The sequence below is a fragment of the Desulfobulbus rhabdoformis genome (assembly GCF_016919065.1).
GTDB classification, from domain to species: domain Bacteria; phylum Desulfobacterota; class Desulfobulbia; order Desulfobulbales; family Desulfobulbaceae; genus Desulfobulbus; species Desulfobulbus rhabdoformis.
This window is the reverse complement of the sequence record NZ_JAFFQA010000018.1, coordinates 56,929-75,075: the sequence shown is the minus strand read 5'-3', so window position 1 is coordinate 75,075 and position 18,147 is coordinate 56,929. Positions and strand designations below refer to the sequence as shown.

Here is an 18,147-nt window from a genome sequence, read left to right as displayed (position 1 = left end):
AACTGTCTTCTCCTAGGCCAAGTCATATTTCTTCATTTTTCGCCAGAGGGTTGTCCTTCCACATCCGAGCAGGGCAGCGGCTTCAGAACGGTTCCCCCCTGTTTTACTCAGGGCATCAAGGAGGCGATCCCGCTCTACCTGAGCCCACCCTGCCAGTGGTTTTTCGTGCTGGAGAGGGGGCGCAGTATCACTTCCCAGCGTTGTCTTATCCTCTTCGCTCTCGTCAAAATCTGCCCCGACTGGTTGCAGAGCGTAAGGCGGTAGATCTTTAAAGGTGACCCTCTCCCCCCGGCTCATATTGACGGCATATTCCACTATATTTCGCAGTTCCCGCACATTGCCCGGATAAGAAAAATGAACAAGTGGCTCGAGCGCCTTAGGAGTAAAGCCCGCCATATTTTTCCCTAGTCGCTGAGCAAAAAACTGAAGAAAATGATCCAAAAGCAGCCGCACATCCCCTTCACGTTCCCGCAGGGGGGGCACATGCAAATGGAGAACATTGAGGCGATAAAACAGATCCTCGCGAAAAGTTCCACGACGGACTTCAGCCCGTAGCGGTTTATGCGTGGCGGCAATCACCCGCACATCAACACTTACTTTTTTACTGCTGCCAACAGGATAAAACTCATGATCATCGAGCACAGAGAGCAGTTTTACCTGCAAGGGCAAAGAGAGATCGCCTATTTCTGTTAAAAAAATCGTCCCCTTATCAGCCAGGCGAAACATTCCCTTATGTTCCTTCACAGCCCCGGTAAAGGCACCTTTTACATGACCAAAGAGTTCCGATTCCAAGAGCGCCTCAGGCAGGGCCCCACAGTTGACCTTTATAAATGGCTGCCTGCCTCTGGAAGAGAGTGTGTGTAACTGTTCGGCAATTTTATCTTTTCCCGTTCCTGTCTCGCCGGTGATCAAAACCGATGCGTCGGTCTTCGCCAGGACTGACATCATGGCAAAGACCTCTTTCATCTGCGGGCTATGCCCGAGGATATCTCCAGCGGCATCCGCATGTTTGCAGGCCGCCCGCGCTTCCTGCAAAGCCGACATATCCTCCAACACTATCAACACGGCCCTGGCACCGGTTGCATCTTCAAGTCGGGAAATGGTACAGCCAACCGGAATTTTTTTTCGCGCCTTGTTGATAAGGGTGCTGTCCTGGGAAACCGATTGCCCTGTCTCCATGACCGTCCGGACCACCTGATCGTTGCTGCCAAGACTTGTACGCAGGATAAAGTCTCCGTAGACGCCACGCACCTCTTCGGTAGTATAGCCGAGCATGGCCTCAAGGAATCGGTTCATGCCGGCGATACAGAGATTTGCATCCAACAGGGCAATCCCGTGGGGGATGGCATTGAGCAATTCGACCATGATGGTCTGATTTTTTAAAAAAGAGGCATGCTTCATAGGCCGGGTCCCCCAGGATAGAGATGAAAAATCGAGACAGTACGGGAACAAGCTTCGATAATACCTCTTTTCTCGATCACCGTCATGGCAAAGCGTCCCCCCGAGGGGAAAAGCCGTGCTGGGGGGACACGGGGTGCTACAACCATTTTCAACCTCGGGGGAACAGAGCCTCGTCTTCTCTTCTTTCAGGTTAGCGGCACCCCATCAAAAAAACGCCCATTGACCAGCAAATGAACAACAATACTGGCCGCGTAGCCCAGAGCAATGGCCGGAAGCCAGCGCAGATGTCCAAAAAAGGTGTATTTGCCGCGAGCCTGTCCCATAAGGGCAACACCAGCGGCCGAGCCGATAGAGAGCATGCTGCCACCAACACCAGCGGTGAGTGTTACCAGCAACCAGTGGCCCGCGGACATATCCGGAAACATGGTCAGCACGGCAAACATAACCGGAATATTATCGACCAGGGCAGAGAGCACACCTACCATGACATTGGCTGGCAATGGGCCCCAATCAACAAACATCACCTTGGAAACGATGGTCAGATAGCCGATAAAACCCAGGCCGCCAACGCAGAGAATGACCCCATAAAAGAACATCAGCGTATCCCACTCTGCCCTGGCTACCTTGCGAAAGACATCAAAGGCCACGGTATCGCCGATGCGTTCATCGGCTTTCTCCTCATCATAACCGGTGGATCCCGGAAGATTTTTATGGGTCCTTTTCAGGTAAAATCCATAAAATTTCAGGTACGCCAGACCGGTCATCATGCCCATCATCGGAGGCAGATGGAGAAAGTTATGAAAACTCACAGCGGTAACGATAGTCGCCAGGAAAAGCAGCATAACCACCACAGCCCCTCGTTTCATAGAGGCCATTCCCTCGCAGGGGGCCGGCTGTTCCTGGGGGAGAGCAAAGTGCATGATAGAAGCCGGCACAAGCCAGTTCACGGCTGAAGGAATGAAAAGGTGAAAAAAAGTCCAGAAATCGATAACGCCCTTCTGCCAGACCATCAGCGTGGTGATATCGCCAAATGGGCTGAAGGCGCCACCTGCATTGGCCGCGACCACGATATTTATACAGGCCAGAAGCACAAATTTTTGATTATCCCTGCCGATGGCTAGAACAACAGCACACATCAACAGTGCTGTGGTCAAGTTGTCGGCAATGGGGGAGATAAAAAAGGCGAGCGCCCCGGTGACCCAAAAAAGTTTTCGGAGTGAATACCCGGCATTGACCAACCTATCACGTAAAGCTGCAAAGACTTGCCGCTCTTCCATGGCATTAATATAGGTCATCGCCACCAACAAAAAGAGAAAAAGCTCAGCATATTCCAAAATGTTGTGGCGGACTGCGGTTTCAGCCTCATGGGTAAAGCCGTTGGCGGCATAAACCCAGGCAATGATTCCCCAAATGAGCCCTGCTGCCAGCAGAACAGGTTTTGACTTGCGCATATGGGTGTACTCTTCTGCGATGACCAACCCATATGCCCCGATAAAGAGCGCCAGGCAGAGATAGCCAACAGGGCTTGACGTTAAGTCGATCTGCGCTCCACCACCGGCGGCCCAGGCAGTGGAAACGGTTAAGGTGAAGAGACTCAAGAGGGTTAGACCCAGAGTTTTACAAACAAGGTGGTTCACACGTTCCTCCATTTTGCTTAAGGGGGTTGGCACCGGCCAGGCAGCCGCTTGACCGGTGCTTCCAGACATTGCATTAGCGTTTCAATCTATCTGCTTACATGACTTTGGGTACATAGACCTGCATACCCATCAGCGGCCAAATTACAGTGACAGCCAACCAGGTCACGCCCATCAGAAGAATACTTGCCGGGACTCCCCAGAGAAAAAACTCGCCAGTGGTAAATTGCTTGGAATTATAGGCAATGGCATTGGGAGCCGCTCCCACCAGCAACAGAAAAGGCATACCGGCAACAATCAGCGAAGAAAAAAGGATGACCTCTCCCGCCACTCCGAGATAGGGGGCTATAACCAGGGCCACCGGCAGCGAGATGGCGATTGCCGCCACGTTCATAATAAAGTTGGTCATGATCATCACAAAAAAGGCCATGCCAAGGATAAACACCAAGGGAGGTGCATTTTGAAAGAGTACCAGCCAGTTGACGGCCAGCCATTTGGCGGCCCCGGTCTCCCAGAGGCAGAAACCGATAGACATGGCACCGGCAAAGAGCAAAATGATGTTCCAGGGGATCTCCTCAAGATCATCCAAATCCAGGATATTGAGGACGAAAAATGCGATGGTGGAAACCAGCAATATACCGGTCTTATTCAGGCCACTAAGGGCCGGGATGAAATTCTTCAGGGCAATAACCAAAATCGTTGCAAAAACGATGAGCGCGGTGAGAATTTCCTGACGACTCCAGGCACCCAGCTCCAAATACATACGCTTGGACTTTTCCTTCAGCCCGGGAATGCGTGCACGTTCCGGTTTGAACACCAGCAGCATCAACCCCCAAAGCAAAAAGGTCATCAGCCAGCCAATGGGAAACATATAGGCTGTGAGTTGAAAAAAGCTGATGTCGACATTCATGATGTCTTTATAAAAACCAAGGGCAACCGCACCCCTCGCGGCACCTAAAAGGGTAATAATGGAACCGGCACCGGCCACATACGCCATGCCGATAAACATGCCCTTACCAAACTTAGTCGGCTGGCCGTCTTCGCTGTAGAGGGCATGAATGGCCATCAAAAGCGGAAACATGGTGGCTGCCACTGCCGTATGCGCCATGACATGGGTCAGGGCTGCCGTCATGACAAAGCACCCCAGAAGAATCATGTTGGTCTTCTCGCCCACGATAGAGAGCATCTTATAGGCGATACGTTTGGTGAGTCCGGTCTTGGTGAAGACCATGCCAATGACGATGGAACCAAAGATAAAAAGCACCGAGGGATCCATGAAATCTTTGAAGGCCACCTTGGGATCACGGATCATGAACAGGGCCTGGAGCGCGCCAATGGTCAAGCTGGTCACACCAATGGGCACCACCTCAAAGACCCACCAGGTTGCGGCCAGGCAAAACACGGCCAAGGCGCCCTTGGCCTGCTTGCTGAGTACAAAATGTTCACCCATGGGATCGATTGCATCCGGCCAGGGAGGGCAGTAATAGACAAAGGCAAAGAGCCCGACACCGAGCAGGAGAAAAAATATTCGTTTATAGTCTATCTTCTTTTGAGCCTCCGGGAGGCTGAGCGTTTCTATTGCAGACATTTGGCACACCTCATGAGTTCGCCTGTGGCAGCACACAGTAGGTGTTGCACATGGCAAGGAAAATTTCTTCAAGTCGAAGCACCCCGATCACACGTCCATTTTCGGTAACCGGAACGTTCAACTCGTTATGGGCCGACATCATGACCAGGGCTTTGAGAAGATGGGTCTCCCGGCTCAGCGTCAGCTTGATGGGTTGCACAAGTGGCAAAATGGGTTTGCTGCGATTTTTGCCGCATTCGGAAAAAGTGGATTCTTCAAGCAACAGGGCGAGATCTGTAAAATCTCCAGTTTTGCCGTCAAAATGCTCTACTTTGGTCTTCCCAAAGAGCTGGGGAGCAAATCCCCGCATAATGTCCATCAATGTCAACCGCCCAACCAACTGGTCCTTATCGTTGATCACAAGCAGCTGATTATGGGCTACCCGTTCATGCCCATCCGGCAGAAACTCCTTGAACTGGATGATGGCCTCTTCCAGTGAAGCGCTCTCCTGTATATGGGGGTACTGCTCCAGGGGGATGATCAGCCCTGCTATGGTTTTCTCGTTTTGGCTCATTTCCTGATCCTCTTTAGAAGTTCTTCTCTTGCTCGCCGACCACCGGAAACAGTTTTCCTGTTCAGGTTCGCTCAAGCGACCTGCTTTCGTACTTTCAGGATGTTAGACAGTGGATACGGCTAGCGAGGGACGCTGTTTTTTTACCAGCTCTTGCTTTTGAGAATGTGCTGTACCTCTTGCGCGGATTTTTCTGCCATGGCCGCCATGCGCGTTTCTTTGGCATAGCGGATCTTCTCCATGAGCACGTTAAGATCCACAGGTTTTTCCAGGTAGTCGCACGCACCATGTTTCATCGCTTCTATGCCGCTTTGAATAGTGGCATGACCGGTTAGCATGATGACTTCGATATCAGGACGAGCCTGTTTTATTTGAATAAGAGTTTCGATACCGTCTATCCCCGGCATGGCCAGATCGACAACGGCAACATCTATATTTTTATCGTCCATGGACCCAACCGCTTCCTCGCCACTGGTGACGGCAAGGACACGCAGCCCTCTGGTTTCGAGTCGCTGGGACATCAGGTCAACAAAGTCGGTTTCGTCATCAACCAACAAGACCTTGGTTGCAAATTGGCTATCCATTGTACTCCCTCCTTATGGAGTTATTGGTATACGCCCCTGTCCTGGAGCAGTGGGGCAGACGGGCATTGGCTCAGGGGCCACCCGGCAGGCAGATACTTCCCCCCTTGCTCCTGCACAGTGATCAGCAACGGCATACCTTTGCCTTGGCCACTTTTTCATGAGCCGTATCGATGAGTTTTGTCAGCTCTGCAATATCGACCGGTTTTTGCAGGTAGGCGTAGGCGCCAAGATCAAGACAGACCTTTCGATCCTCTTCGGAGCCGTGTCCCGTAAGTATGATAACTTCTATCTCCGGTTTCGCCTTCTTGGTCTGGCGCAAGACATCAACACCCTGCATCCCTGGCATTTTCAGATCAAGGACCATAACATCCGGTGTCTCTGATTCTAAAAGTTCCATGGCCTGTTCACCATCAAAAACCGGATAACTGCCATAGTTGCGGGTGTTCAGGCGATCGGACAGGGTCTGCACAAATTCCTGCTCATCATCGACTAACAAAACTTTGGCCGGCAATTCAAAGGCACAGTCGCGGTAGACCGAGACATGGTAATCCTTACCAGCGACAACCTCCACCTCTCCTACCCCGGCAACGCCTCGCACCAGGCTTTTCAAGGTGTCGGCCGTGTGTTCAAAGCTAAAAACGCTTTCATTGATATACACGGTTACATTGCCCTCTTGGCACTGTATCTGATTTGTGCATCCCTTGCTCAAGAGAGCACGTTCCACCCTGGCCGCCAAAGCCATGTCGTCGACCGCCTGAAGCGACTGGGCCGTCTGGAGCAGGGCTGTTTTCATGTCATTCTCCATGATAATCTGGACGGCCTTTTCCACCGAGGTTGCATTCATAGGCAGAAAGATATCGTAGAGCGAGCGGTCATTGGCCGGCTTTCTGTATATATAATGGGCCAAATCACCACTACTGACATCACTTTTCTTCATGATCTTCAGTGCTTTTTTCTCTGCCAGTCCTTCATCCAGAGCACGCTGCAGTCTATTTTTGGTCTCATCAAAGAGCCCAACACGTAAGACATGGGTAACCGTCTGGGGAATGAGCAAACCAATCATGCCGTAATAAATGGTGTCTACCTGTTTCAACTCCTCGGCGATGACCGACTTGCAGCGGGCAAGAATATTCTCTCGTTCCAGAGTAAATTTATTGAACACGGATGGGGGGCCAAAGAGGGCTCGCTCAACCTTTTCCCGATCCACCTGAAACTGTGCCGCTGTTTTTTCAATGAGATCACGATCGCGGACAACCGTATAACCCGTAACGGCGACTAACTGATCCAGCACTTCCTTTTCCCGACAAAACTTTGCGCAACTGATTGCTATTGATGACATATTTATCTCCTTATTCTCATGCATTTATACAATCAAGCGGGGTTACTTGCGATATAGCACAGAGCATGCCAATAAAAAATAATCGCGCAATTTCAGCCAAATAGATCAACAACCTTTCAACTGAAACAAAACCTGAAACAGTCGACAAAAACAAAATGAAACATAAGGAGAAAAATGTTCGGATTCGTTTCAATACGATTCAAAGAAAAAAGGGGAAGTGGGAATCACGATGACAGACAAGGAATCACAGCCTGAGCCTCAAGCAAAAAAATCAAGACTCTATGAAACGAAAAACGTTTTTTGAAAGGTGGTGCGAGAATAGACTCATCGGTTAAAGTCCGCCCAGAAATGCGTATTTTGTACAAACTCAGGCAAGCCCCGACTCCAAAAAGAACGTTTCTGATTGCCCCCCCCCTTACACAGTAATGAAGGCAACGTTGATGCCCCCAGCCAACAAGGGGCTGTACTTGCCCAACAGTCTTTCCTCGCCCGCCCCTGCTGTACTCGCGCCGCGCCTGTTTCCTTTCCTCCTTCTTTTCAGCTCGTTTTCGTCACGAAAATAAGGGTTTTCCCCAGTAGACAAATAGCCTGAATTTTATAAAAAAATTAACCGCCTACGTATACTCCCCTCAAAAAATTGGGTCTTTGAGCTGAAATCACTACTGCCCGATTAGCCACAGATCATTTTCCGTGGAGAAACAGCAGGTTGCCTCTCTGGAGGCTTAAATAATTCGATTACATCTCCTTTTGCAAAGAGGTTTAGCTACACAACACTCTGAAGAACCAGCCCTCTCAAAAGAGCGATTCAGCCTCATTTTGAGCTGGCCTGGCCCATAATTTCCTTTTGAAAGATATACGGGCTAGGGTACAATCAAAGATGAAAAGAGTTTGTTCGCAGGCCCCAGAACACAAATCCAACTTATTGACTTTTCGTTATTAATAAATACCTTTTACACATAGGTTGAATTGCTTTAGCGGCATTGGCAGGAGGAGGAAAAAAATGGTCACGATTAAAGGTACTTCGACAAACACAAATTACCTGAACAAAGCTCATGCACAAACCAATACCTCGCTCAACAGGTTGAGCAGTGGAAGCCGAATCAACAGCGCCAAGGATGATGCCGCGGGCCTGGCCATATCCGACAAAATGTCTGCCCTCATTCAGGGACTCAATCAGGCCATGACCAATGCCGGGGATGGTATTTCACTGACCCAGACAGCTGACGGTGCCCTGGCCGAATCGTCGGATGCCTTACAACGTATGCGGGAGTTGGCCGTACAATCCGGTAACGGCATCTACAACAGTTCCGACAGGGCGGCAATGAACAAAGAGTTCAGTCAACTACAGGAGGAATTGGCCCGAATCTCTGAGCAGACCACCTTTAATGGACAACAGCTTTTAAATGGCGATTTTGAAGGGGCATCGTTTCAGGTTGGTGCAAACAGCGGTGAAACCATTGAAGTCTCCATCAGTGACATGAGCCCGGAAAATCTTGGGTTAGGCGAACAGAATATCTCTACCGCTGAAAGTGCCCAGAATGCCCTTAAAGCGATAGATGGTGCCCTGACAACGATTTCGAATTCCCGCGCTGATCTTGGGGCAGTACAAAGCCGCTTCGAGTCCGCTATATCCAATCTGGGGACAACCTCAGTCAACATGGCCGAATCGAGATCACGCATTAATGACACCGATTTCGCAGCAGAGGCCTCCGAGCTTGTAAAAAGCCAGATACTTGAAAAGGCTGGGATCGCCATTCAAATGCAGGCGCGTCAATCGGCGGGTACGGCCTTGAAACTGTTCAGTATGGCGGAAGAATGAATTACCTGAATCCATGAGCACTGATAGGTGTGTCAGTTTCAATGTTTGCAACATGCCGATCAAAATATACTTTATCGGTATGTTGCAGACAATGTAGACGACGTACTGATGGATTCCTCAGAGGGCGGCGGGTGATATTGGACAAACATGTTTTTGTTAAAAAAAATCTTCCCAGTATAAGGATACCTTGTTCAGTCTCCCCGTCATCACGGATTCAGGACATAAAGCGTTAAGGGGGTAATTGCAAAACCTGGCACATATCCCACTCGCTGACAACGCGACATCGATCGCCCCACAATCCGTCCATAACTATACGATATTTTACTAGATATAAAACACACAAAGGTTCCTTCTCAATATAACAAGGAACCTTTTGTTGTTCTTTATGCAGACACAGCCTCCAGTTAATCTTCTTTCAAAACAAAGGTGCGATGTATTCCTCATCATGATCGAGATTGTTGAAAATCGAAGATTAACGTAGAGTAGCCTTTAACCTGACTCTGTAAGCATTCAACAAGGAGGAAAACATGGACGCCATTGAAATGATTAAAGAGCGTAGAAGCGTTCGAAAATTCAAAGATGAAAAAGTCAACCGCGAGACCATGCGGGAGATTATCGAGATCAGCCGTTGGGCACCTTCATGGGCAAATTACCAGATTGCCCGCTACACCCTGGTCGATGACGAGGCAACCATTGCCAAGCTGGCAAGTGATGGTGTTAAAGGCTTTGTCTACAACATGAAAACCCTGCAAAATGCAAAAGGGGTTGCTGTTCTGAGTTTTGTCAAAGGAAAGAGCGGCACCTTTGACCAGGCAAAACGCGATATGGTCAAAGAGGGATTGTCAGAGGATCACGCGCCCATCTGGGAAGCCTTTGACGCGGGAATCGCCTGTCAAACCTTTTGCCTGGCAGCTCATGCCAAAGGGGTCGGCACCTGCATCTTTGGTGTGATAGACGAGGATTCAATCGCTCAGGCGGTCAACCTGCCTAAGGAAGAAACTGTCGCGGCGCTTATCGTCTATGGCTACGAAGAAGGGGCCCACGTAAAACCAACACCACGAAAAGAAGTCGACGAGATTATGCGGTTCATATAATGCCGCATCCGTGGGTGATCACTTAACGGCGTATCATCTTCAATGTATACAGAATTTGAACCACCCACCCTGTTCAGCTTCACCCGCAGCCCCCAGGAGCATTCTGCATAGATTTCTGTAGGTTGAGGACCGAAAAGATATGCCCGAAAGTGAAAACTCAACGCAGATCCACAAGGAAGAACTCAACGACCATATCGCGGCTTTAGGCTACAGGCAGAGTCGAGCCAGCCTTCCCGGAGCAGGTATTCTTGCAATATTTGCGGCAATTATCTGTGCTGATTTCACTCATTTTCAGCTTGCCGATCAAAGTGCTCTTCTGGTCTGGCTCGCCGCCATGCTCAGCAGCTACCTGTTGCGCTACCTGCTGTTACTTCATCTGCAGAACGCCCCCTCCCGGCCTCGAAAAATATGGCTGCATCTCTGGACTTGGTCCGCCTGGGTTGGGGCTCTGGGCTGGGGGCTGCTCATTTATTTTTTTCTGCCCCAGGAGAAGAGTGTACACCAAATTTGTCTGCTCCTGATTATTGCCGGAATCGGTGCAGGATCTATCTCTTCTCTTTCCCCCTTCCCCATCCTCTTTCGCGGCTATCTCCTGCTCTTACTCAGCCCGTTGACCCTTCGTTTCATTCTCCTTGCGCAGGAGAATTGGCTCTACGGCTTGATGGCGGTGACTGTGGTTTTATTTCTCTTTTATATTTTACGCTCTGGCAACGAGGTCTATGCGGCTCTGGCAAGCTCAATAACCATGGGGTTGGAAAACAAAAAACTGGTTGCTCAGCTTGAAGAGGCTGTCGAAGCTGCCAACGCAGCTAATCAACAAAAAAGCCAGTTTCTTGCAAATATGAGCCACGAGATTCGAACGCCCATGAACGCAATCATCGGCATGACCCATCTCGCTTTGGAGGAGTCCTCCACGCCGAAGCAACACCACGTTCTCAAAACCGTGCAACAGTCGGCACAGAGCCTTCTGGGGATTATCAATGACATCCTCGATTTTTCAAAAATCGAAGCAGGGCAGCTTCAACTCGATCCCAGGCCGTTTACAATAATGACACTCCTCACTCCTCTAAGCGAGATCCTCACGGTTTCAGCTCAAGAAAAAGGACTCAACTTTACCCTGGACCTGGCGCCCAACCTGCCAGCCATGGTGCAAGGCGACGACCTGCGCATTCACCAGATTCTTCTGAACCTGGCGGGCAATGCGATTAAATTTACCTCTCAGGGGGAAGTGGTTTTACGGGTTGAGCCAGCCGTAGAGCAAAAGGAATCAGGGAAAATCTCCCTCCTGTTCAGCGTCAAAGACAGCGGTATAGGCATTGCTCCCGATAAGCTTGACTCTATTTTCGATACCTTTGAACAGGGAGACAACTCCTACACCCGCCAGTTCGGCGGAACGGGTCTGGGTCTGGCAATCAGCAAGCAACTCACCAGCCTCATGGGCGGGCAGCTCTGGGCTGAAAGCATCCCTGGTCAGGGCAGCACCTTTCATCTGATACTGGAACTTGAACGCTGTGAAGAAGCATCAAAAACACCTGCGCCACCCCAGCTTGAGGCCTCGAACGCTATTTCCAGGCAACTCGCACTTCTCGTGGTCGATGACAACGAGATCAACCGGGATGTCGCCGCAATGATGTTGGAAAAAGATCACCTGGTGCAGGTGGCCTCCAACGGACTTGAGGCTCTTCAGAAAATCAGCGAAAACACCTTCGATCTTGTGCTGATGGATGTTCAGATGCCTGTCATGGACGGACTCACCGCCACCAGGCTTATTCGGGAAATAGAGCAAGGGGCAACTCCCGAGGCTATGTTGCCAGCCCCCCTAATGACGGAGCTGAGTCAGCGTTTGTCTGGTGGGCACCTCACCATCATCGCCATAACTGCCCATGCCACCACCCAGGATCAGAAGCTCTGTCTGGCAGCGGGCATGGATGCCTACCTCACCAAACCTATTCAGCCCGACAAGCTCAACGCCTGTCTGCAGACACACACTAAACCTCAATGATTCTGCCCGAAATCGGAAGAGTGTTTTTTTCAGTTCCCCCCTGCTGCTAACCAGACAATATCCTTGACATTTTCACACCAACCTGTTCTTTTCTCATCACGTCAGGTGTTCATAAGAACATAAAAGGGAACCCTGTGTAAATCAGGGACGGGCCCGCCGCTGTGACCGAGAACGAACGCTGCACCATGTCACTAACCTTGGGATTGCTCATCCAGGTTGGGAAGACGCAGCTAGTAGACTGATCCGGAAGTCAGAAGACCTACCTGAACGCTCTCTAAGTCAGAAAGAGTACGTGTGCACAACCACTAAGACTCTTTGGCTTCAGGGAGCCTTTCTGGACGACTGCGTGGACGGCGGCGAATCCGGTACATACTATTTCTGCGGATATAAAGGGCTATCCCGGATCGAAATTTTTCGATCCGGGATTTTTTTTTGTATCCAGCAACCGTACTCCGGCCCCATGTTGTCGCTTCCTCTTTCTTTTTATGCGAGGAACCATGCAACACTCTCAGGCCATCCCTCATAGCTTACTGCCTCAGTCAGCCCTCCTCCCCTGCCTCTCCTCTTCCTGCTTGCCTTCTCTCAAGTCCCTTCTCCTGGGGGCATCGTTCCCTCAAGCATTACCAGAGCCTGGGAGTTGGGTCTGATGATCAGGTTGCGTGCCCCTCACTTTCAGTCTCAACAAAAAACCACAGCTTATCAAGGAGACGCACCATGAAAACACAGCCCCATGCTGGTCTTGGGCAAATAAGTATCCGCACCTGCGCTCTGGCTTTGTTCATCAGCCAGACAGCCCTGGCAGCAGAAAGCGATGAGCGTAGCAGCGCAACACAACAGTTCGACGAGATGACAGTTGTCGAAAAAAAAAGCTCCTCAGCGGTGCATCTGCAACCGCAAAAACTCACCATCGATATTGAAAACTACCAAAGTCCGTCCAATGCCCACAATGTCTCGGATTATCTAAAAGACCTGGTCATCATGGATTTCCAGGGGGAAAGCGATCTCGTCCCGGATGAAGACACCCTGTATATGCGTGGGTATTCCAGCAGGCGCTTTATCACCGCACTTGATGGTTCCGCCATTCGCAATATGGGGGGATATGGGGTCGGCATGACCAATTACGCGCTTTTTCCGCCCTTTCTGATCGACTCCCTTGAAGTCTTTCCCGGTCCACACTGGGCGCTTTACCCCGGGCAGGCAATTGGCGGGGCGGTCAACCTTAAAACTCGCCCTCCAAAACGAGCTGAGACACTCAAGCCAAACGGATCCCTTGCCACAACCTACGGGAGTTACAACACCTGGCAGCAGAATCTCAGCATCAGTGGAGGTGTCGAAAATTTCACCTATGATCTGGGGTATCAGCTCTATCACACCGATGGCTACCTGCGACATACGGAAACAGATATTGAAAATATCGTCGGCCGCCTTGGCTATATGCTGCCAAACAATGGTTTTATCACGCTGACGACCTCATTTGCCGACATTGAAACTGAATCGGCGGTGGTCAACGATCCCACAGACGCGCAGAGCAACTATGACAGCAACTACCCGACGCTCTCTTCGGCAACGACAAGCTCCTACGCCTGGCAGGCGCCTCGAAAAGAAACCACATCAACCCGTTTCCGCCTGGATTTCAATCTCCCCACCGATCTGGGAACCTGGATAGCCGATGCCTATTTTGAAGACGGTGGTTTTGATAATCCGAAACTCGCCTGGATAAACAGTCAAGATCCCTCGTTGGGCACCAAGGAAGCCTGGCACTATGTTGATTGGCGCATGGTCGGTGGTCAGCTCAAAAATTCATTCCAACTGCTGGACGGACACACAACAATCATTGGCGGAGGTGTTGAGCAGCTCTATAACAAGGAGGACGCCTACAACGCAGAAACGTCTTTTCGCTTAACCTCCTGGGATTCGTATAAAAAAAGGAGTGAGAGCCTGTTTGCCTTTGCCCAGGACACCTGGGAAATATCTCCCCAGCTCTCGCTGACTACCGGCCTGCGCTATGAATCCAACATGCACTGCTCCAGTAACTATGTTCCCAAAACAGGCAAATATTACATCAAGGGAGCAGGTCTGTGGGTCGAGCGGGACTACAACCAACTGGTGCCCAAATCATTTCTCACCTATAAACTCGATTCCCTTGCCCAGTCCCTGCGTGATACATCCCTTTCGGTCGGCATCAGTCGAATCTGGCGCGATCCAGGCCCCTTCTGGGAGACCCAGGCAAGGGGCATTCCCAACATTGGCTGGATCGAACCGGAGCACGGTGTGGGCTATGACCTTGTGCTTTCCCGGCGCCTGGTCGGAGACATCCAGATGCAGCTCAATTACTCCTATGCCCAGATCCATGATTTTATTGCCAGCAATGGCAGTTTTGCCAAAACCGACTATGACTATATCGTTAATCTTGAGGAGGTAATTCGTCAGGGGATTGAGCTACAGCTCTCAGGGAGCCTGACCGACAGCCTGCGCTTCAGGTTGGGGTGGGCCTGGCAGGAGTTTGAGAATAAAGGCGGGGAACCCGCTGGTGAAACAGCATTGGATGACCGGGCAAAAAATCGTCTCAACGCGGGATTAGACTGGAGGATATTTTCAGACACCACCCTGCTCTTTGATTACAGATATCAAAGTGATCAGATAATCGAGGTGGCAGAGGAACCCGTTCCTGGAGAATATGTTTTTCACCGTATAGCCATAGATTCCTCCCATGTGGTTGATTTTGGTGTTGAGCAGTTGCTTTTTCATCAGTGGAAAGACATCAAGGACTGTACCCTGAAACTCTATGTCAAAAACCTCTTCGACGAAACCTACCAGGACACCCGCGGGTACCCCGCAACTGATCGCACTATTGGTGCGGGGCTGCGTTTTAGCTTTTAAAGCTATGCCGCGATGGCAGGTAGTTAAAAGACCGCTTGCAGTGGTAACGGACCCATCCAAGATGGTATGACCATGAGGACCGGTAAGCAGAAACCAACACACTGCCGATCCTTTGCAACCTCAATGATCTGTCGCGGGCATGCCCGCGACAGTCAAAGCAGTTCATTTCAAATTTTCTTTCTTCCTTGAACATCTCGCCCCCCCTAAAATATACGCATTCTTTCAGCTCCGCTTTGGTGGCGTCTATATCGAATTAAAGGTTTCATCCTGGCGTAAAAACTGCTAAAGATTGAGATTTCCAGCAGACAACCACCCCATTGCAGGGCATGGCCCCCGCAACCACCTTCTGATGGCCCAGGGAGCCACAACGACGGCCGAGAGTATGTCCCTCATCTGCGAAAAGCTTACCTTTACCTATCCTGCAAAAGAAGCCCCAATCCTTGCGCAGGTATCGTTCCAACTTATCACACCGGGATTCCACTCTTTTTTCGGGCCTTCAGGGGCTGGAAAAACAACGCTTGCCAAAATTATCACCGGCGAACTGCATGACTACACTGGCCAGCTTATAACAAACGGCCTGGATCGCATTCTATACTCCCATAACAAAGAGCGGTTGCCCGGTTGGTCTTCGGTTGATCATCATCTCTCAAAAGTCATTACGCCCTCCTTGCTGCCAGAAAAAGACAAACTGGTGGACCTCTTTGGTTTGGCCGACTGTGTTAACGCGCGCTTTGACCAGTTGTCCATGGGTCAGCAGAACCGGGTCAATTTGATCCGCTACCTGCTGCAGGACTGTGACCTGCTGATTATGGACGAAAGCCTGGCCAATGTCGATGAACTGACACGGGAAACAATTATCCTTTCTCTCAAAGAAATGTTTCCCGCCCGTTACTTTATTTATATATCCCATAACGCCAGGGAAGTGGCCAAGTTCTGTGATTCGATTCTGGTGTTTCAGGGCAGCAACCAAGTACACGCTCCACGCATGCTCCAGGGATGCAATGTTAGAACAAACACAGAGCGTAACTCGGCAGAGCTGGATGCGGTCTTATTGGAGATCATGAATGCTGCTTAAACGTATCCTTCAATTTTTTCTGCTCTATGCTCTCTTTATCGGTTGCCTGCTACTTCTGAAATACAGTCTCCAGCTCTCGGATTACGTTATCCCCGGTCCTGTGGGAATGCTGCAGACACTGACAACCAAATACCGTTCCTACGGTCTTGCCACCCTCAACACCATGTCCATTGCGGTCATCGGCCAAGTGGTCTCAGTGATCCTGGCGTTTACTCTGGGAATTATTGGCCGCCAATCCACCTGGCTGGGCTCCTTTATCAAGGTTGCGGCCTACAATATTCAGGCCTACCCCATTGTCGCCCTGGCACCGATTCTCTTTATTCTTCTGGGGGATGGGTTTCTCACCCGCTTGCTTATCGCGGCCATGATCTGTTATTTTCCGCTTTTGCTCTCCGTTTTGGGGATCATGTCCAAGCCGGTTACCGATATCGAGCACTTTTACCGGGCCACCGGTCGCATGCGCTGGCAACTTGAAGTGAAAATCCGCACCTTTGAAAACTTAAACCAGTTGACCACGGTTATAGCCGGCTCTGCCACCCTGGCCATGGCGGGCACGATTGTCGGAGAGTTTATCGCCGCCAACGCAGGAATCGGCTACACCATTCGCATCGCCCTCTATCAGAGCGATCTGGCAAAAATACTCATCGCCCTTTTTTTTATCGGCATCACCATCGCCATCTATCAGGCCATGCTGGAGCTGCTGGGCATAGCCATCCGGCGCGCCTGGACCGGCAAATAAAAAACTATGACCATGATTCTACGATTTTTATCCCGATCGGTTTTGGTGTGCACCCTGCTGCTCTTTCTTCACAGCACATATTGTTCTGCCAATGACAACATCACCTACCGTCTTAAATGGTTGCGCAATGTCAGCGTCGTTGGAGCTTTATACGCTGAACACAACCAGCTGTTTTCAAAGGCAGGACTCAATGTAACGGTAAAACCAGGCGGGCCGGAACGGGACGCCATTCGTGAGTTGGAGCTGGGGCGGGCCGATTTCGGGGTGGCCTCTGCCGATCAGGTGTTACGTGCACGGGCCAAGGGGGCACCTATCGTGGTGATAGCCCAGCTCTTTCAAATAAACCCGCTGCAATGGATCTACCGCCCGGAAAAACTTCAGCTGGGTAGCCTTGCTGATTTGAAAGAAAAAGTCATTGGGGTAACCTTTGGCGGCAACGATGAATCCATCATGCGTACTTTGCTGGCTGAGGGCAACCTTGATAGTTCTCAGGTACGACTTTTCAGTGTTCGTTACGATTACACCCCCTTTTACCGTAAACGAGTCCAGCTCTGGCCGGTATACCGCAATGCTCAGGGCCCGATCATCACAGCGCAGCTTGCTCAGGAAGGGGAAAAAACAGCATATTTTAATCCCGCAGACTTTGGGGTGAAATTTGTGGCGAACTCTGTGGTCACCCACGTGCGCACCTTAAAAGAGAAACCGGAGCTGGTGCAGCGTTTTCTTGGTGTACTGCTCTCGGGGTGGCAGCAGGCTCTTGATCCTGAAAATGAGAAAGCGGTGCTGAGCCTCTTACAACACTATGAGCCAAACATCCCCCAAACCATACAGCAGGAGCAGCTGCGTATTACGCGAACCCTGATTCAGCCCGACCCAACCGTTGCCATTGGCAGGATAGATCATGCAGGCTGGGATCAGACCCAAGAAATCATGGTCAGTCAGAAGCTACTACCGCACACGTTTGCTCTTCAAGAGATACTCAAGCCCCAGAAATCTCTCTGATGCCACCTCAATCTATGCATGAGTACCTCCCCAGGGTGTATTTACTTGCACCTTTGCGCTATTCTGGATATTATGTAAGATTTATCCAAAGAACATTCTCTTTTTATCGTTCTTGTAAAATGCCTCGAGTACGACACTTCAAGCTTTGTACTTTCCTAATTTCAATGGCGAACTGTATATGTGTATTTGTTTACAGAGCCGTTCTTTTTGAGAGGCGCCCTTCCTGCCCGGATTCACAGAGAACCTGAGTCAGGAAATAATGAGCCTCAGCCAATGCATGCGACCTCTTTTGTGGTGTCTTGTGCATTCAACTTTTCTCCACACAGGCAACACAATCGTTGGGTCTTTAACAGACCAGCAGCCTAAAAAACACCTACAGCTCTCAGGAAAAACCTGACAACCAGACAATATTCCCAAGCGGGTATTTTTTCTGGTTTGTA

At 50.4% G+C, this 18,147-nt stretch carries 13 protein-coding genes and 1 riboswitch; of the genes, 7 read left to right on the top strand and 6 right to left on the bottom strand.

The annotated features are described in order from the left end of the window. Positions 1 to 12 precede the first annotated feature (12 nt). The 6 genes from JWJ90_RS11210 to JWJ90_RS11185 all read right to left on the bottom strand — a co-directional run bounded on the left by JWJ90_RS11210 (position 13) and on the right by JWJ90_RS11185 (position 7,096). Complete coding sequence (locus tag JWJ90_RS11210) at positions 13 to 1,401, bottom strand: sigma-54 interaction domain-containing protein (RefSeq protein ID WP_205227311.1); 1,389 nt, start codon at positions 1,399 to 1,401, stop codon at positions 13 to 15. Between the two features lie 185 nt (positions 1,402 to 1,586). Further along, the gene (gene nhaD, locus JWJ90_RS11205; RefSeq protein WP_338032322.1) at positions 1,587 to 3,038 is read right to left on the bottom strand and encodes a sodium:proton antiporter NhaD; all 1,452 of its coding nucleotides are present in this window, start codon (positions 3,036 to 3,038) and stop codon (positions 1,587 to 1,589) included. 94 nt (positions 3,039 to 3,132) lie between these two features. Beyond that, positions 3,133 to 4,623: an SLC13 family permease gene (locus tag JWJ90_RS11200; protein ID WP_205227310.1), complete on the bottom strand. Its 1,491-nt coding sequence runs from the start codon at positions 4,621 to 4,623 to the stop codon at positions 3,133 to 3,135. Positions 4,624 to 4,633: 10 nt separating this feature from the next. After that, a complete protein-coding gene (locus JWJ90_RS11195; protein ID WP_205227309.1) occupies positions 4,634 to 5,176 on the bottom strand; it encodes a CBS domain-containing protein in 543 nt (180 codons plus the stop codon). 140 nt (positions 5,177 to 5,316) lie between these two features. Next, positions 5,317 to 5,757 (bottom strand): response regulator, encoded by a 441-nt coding sequence (locus JWJ90_RS11190; RefSeq protein WP_205227308.1) that lies wholly within the window; start codon positions 5,755 to 5,757, stop codon positions 5,317 to 5,319. 121 nt (positions 5,758 to 5,878) lie between these two features. Beyond that, positions 5,879 to 7,096: a response regulator gene (locus JWJ90_RS11185; protein WP_205227307.1), complete on the bottom strand. Its 1,218-nt coding sequence runs from the start codon at positions 7,094 to 7,096 to the stop codon at positions 5,879 to 5,881. Between the two features lie 1,000 nt (positions 7,097 to 8,096). On the opposite strand from JWJ90_RS11185, the gene JWJ90_RS11180 reads away from it, so the two are divergent. From JWJ90_RS11180 to JWJ90_RS11150, 7 genes are all read left to right on the top strand, one after another. After that, positions 8,097 to 8,915 carry a flagellin N-terminal helical domain-containing protein gene (locus JWJ90_RS11180; protein ID WP_205227306.1) on the top strand — a complete coding sequence of 273 codons (819 nt, stop codon included), beginning with the start codon at positions 8,097 to 8,099 and terminating at the stop codon, positions 8,913 to 8,915. 527 nt (positions 8,916 to 9,442) lie between these two features. After that, on the top strand, positions 9,443 to 10,009 hold the full coding sequence (locus JWJ90_RS11175; RefSeq protein WP_205227305.1) for a nitroreductase family protein: 567 nt from the start codon (positions 9,443 to 9,445) through the stop codon (positions 10,007 to 10,009). A 139-nt stretch (positions 10,010 to 10,148) separates the two neighbouring features. Next, positions 10,149 to 12,011, top strand: a complete 1,863-nt coding sequence (locus JWJ90_RS11170; RefSeq protein ID WP_205227304.1) for an ATP-binding protein — start codon at positions 10,149 to 10,151, stop codon at positions 12,009 to 12,011. A gap of 86 nt (positions 12,012 to 12,097) precedes the next feature. Further along, positions 12,098 to 12,292: riboswitch (cobalamin riboswitch) on the top strand. A gap of 433 nt (positions 12,293 to 12,725) precedes the next feature. Beyond that, positions 12,726 to 14,891, top strand: coding sequence for a TonB-dependent receptor (locus JWJ90_RS11165; RefSeq protein WP_205227303.1), 2,166 nt, complete (start codon positions 12,726 to 12,728; stop codon positions 14,889 to 14,891). Between the two features lie 289 nt (positions 14,892 to 15,180). Then, a complete protein-coding gene (locus JWJ90_RS11160) occupies positions 15,181 to 15,966 on the top strand; it encodes an ATP-binding cassette domain-containing protein (RefSeq protein ID WP_240194888.1) in 786 nt (261 codons plus the stop codon). Then, complete coding sequence (locus tag JWJ90_RS11155) at positions 15,956 to 16,705, top strand: ABC transporter permease (RefSeq protein ID WP_205227302.1); 750 nt, start codon at positions 15,956 to 15,958, stop codon at positions 16,703 to 16,705. The genes JWJ90_RS11160 and JWJ90_RS11155 overlap by 11 nt, the downstream gene beginning before the upstream one ends. A 6-nt stretch (positions 16,706 to 16,711) precedes the next feature. Beyond that, complete coding sequence (locus JWJ90_RS11150; RefSeq protein ID WP_205227301.1) at positions 16,712 to 17,707, top strand: ABC transporter substrate-binding protein; 996 nt, start codon at positions 16,712 to 16,714, stop codon at positions 17,705 to 17,707. Positions 17,708 to 18,147 lie beyond the last annotated feature (440 nt).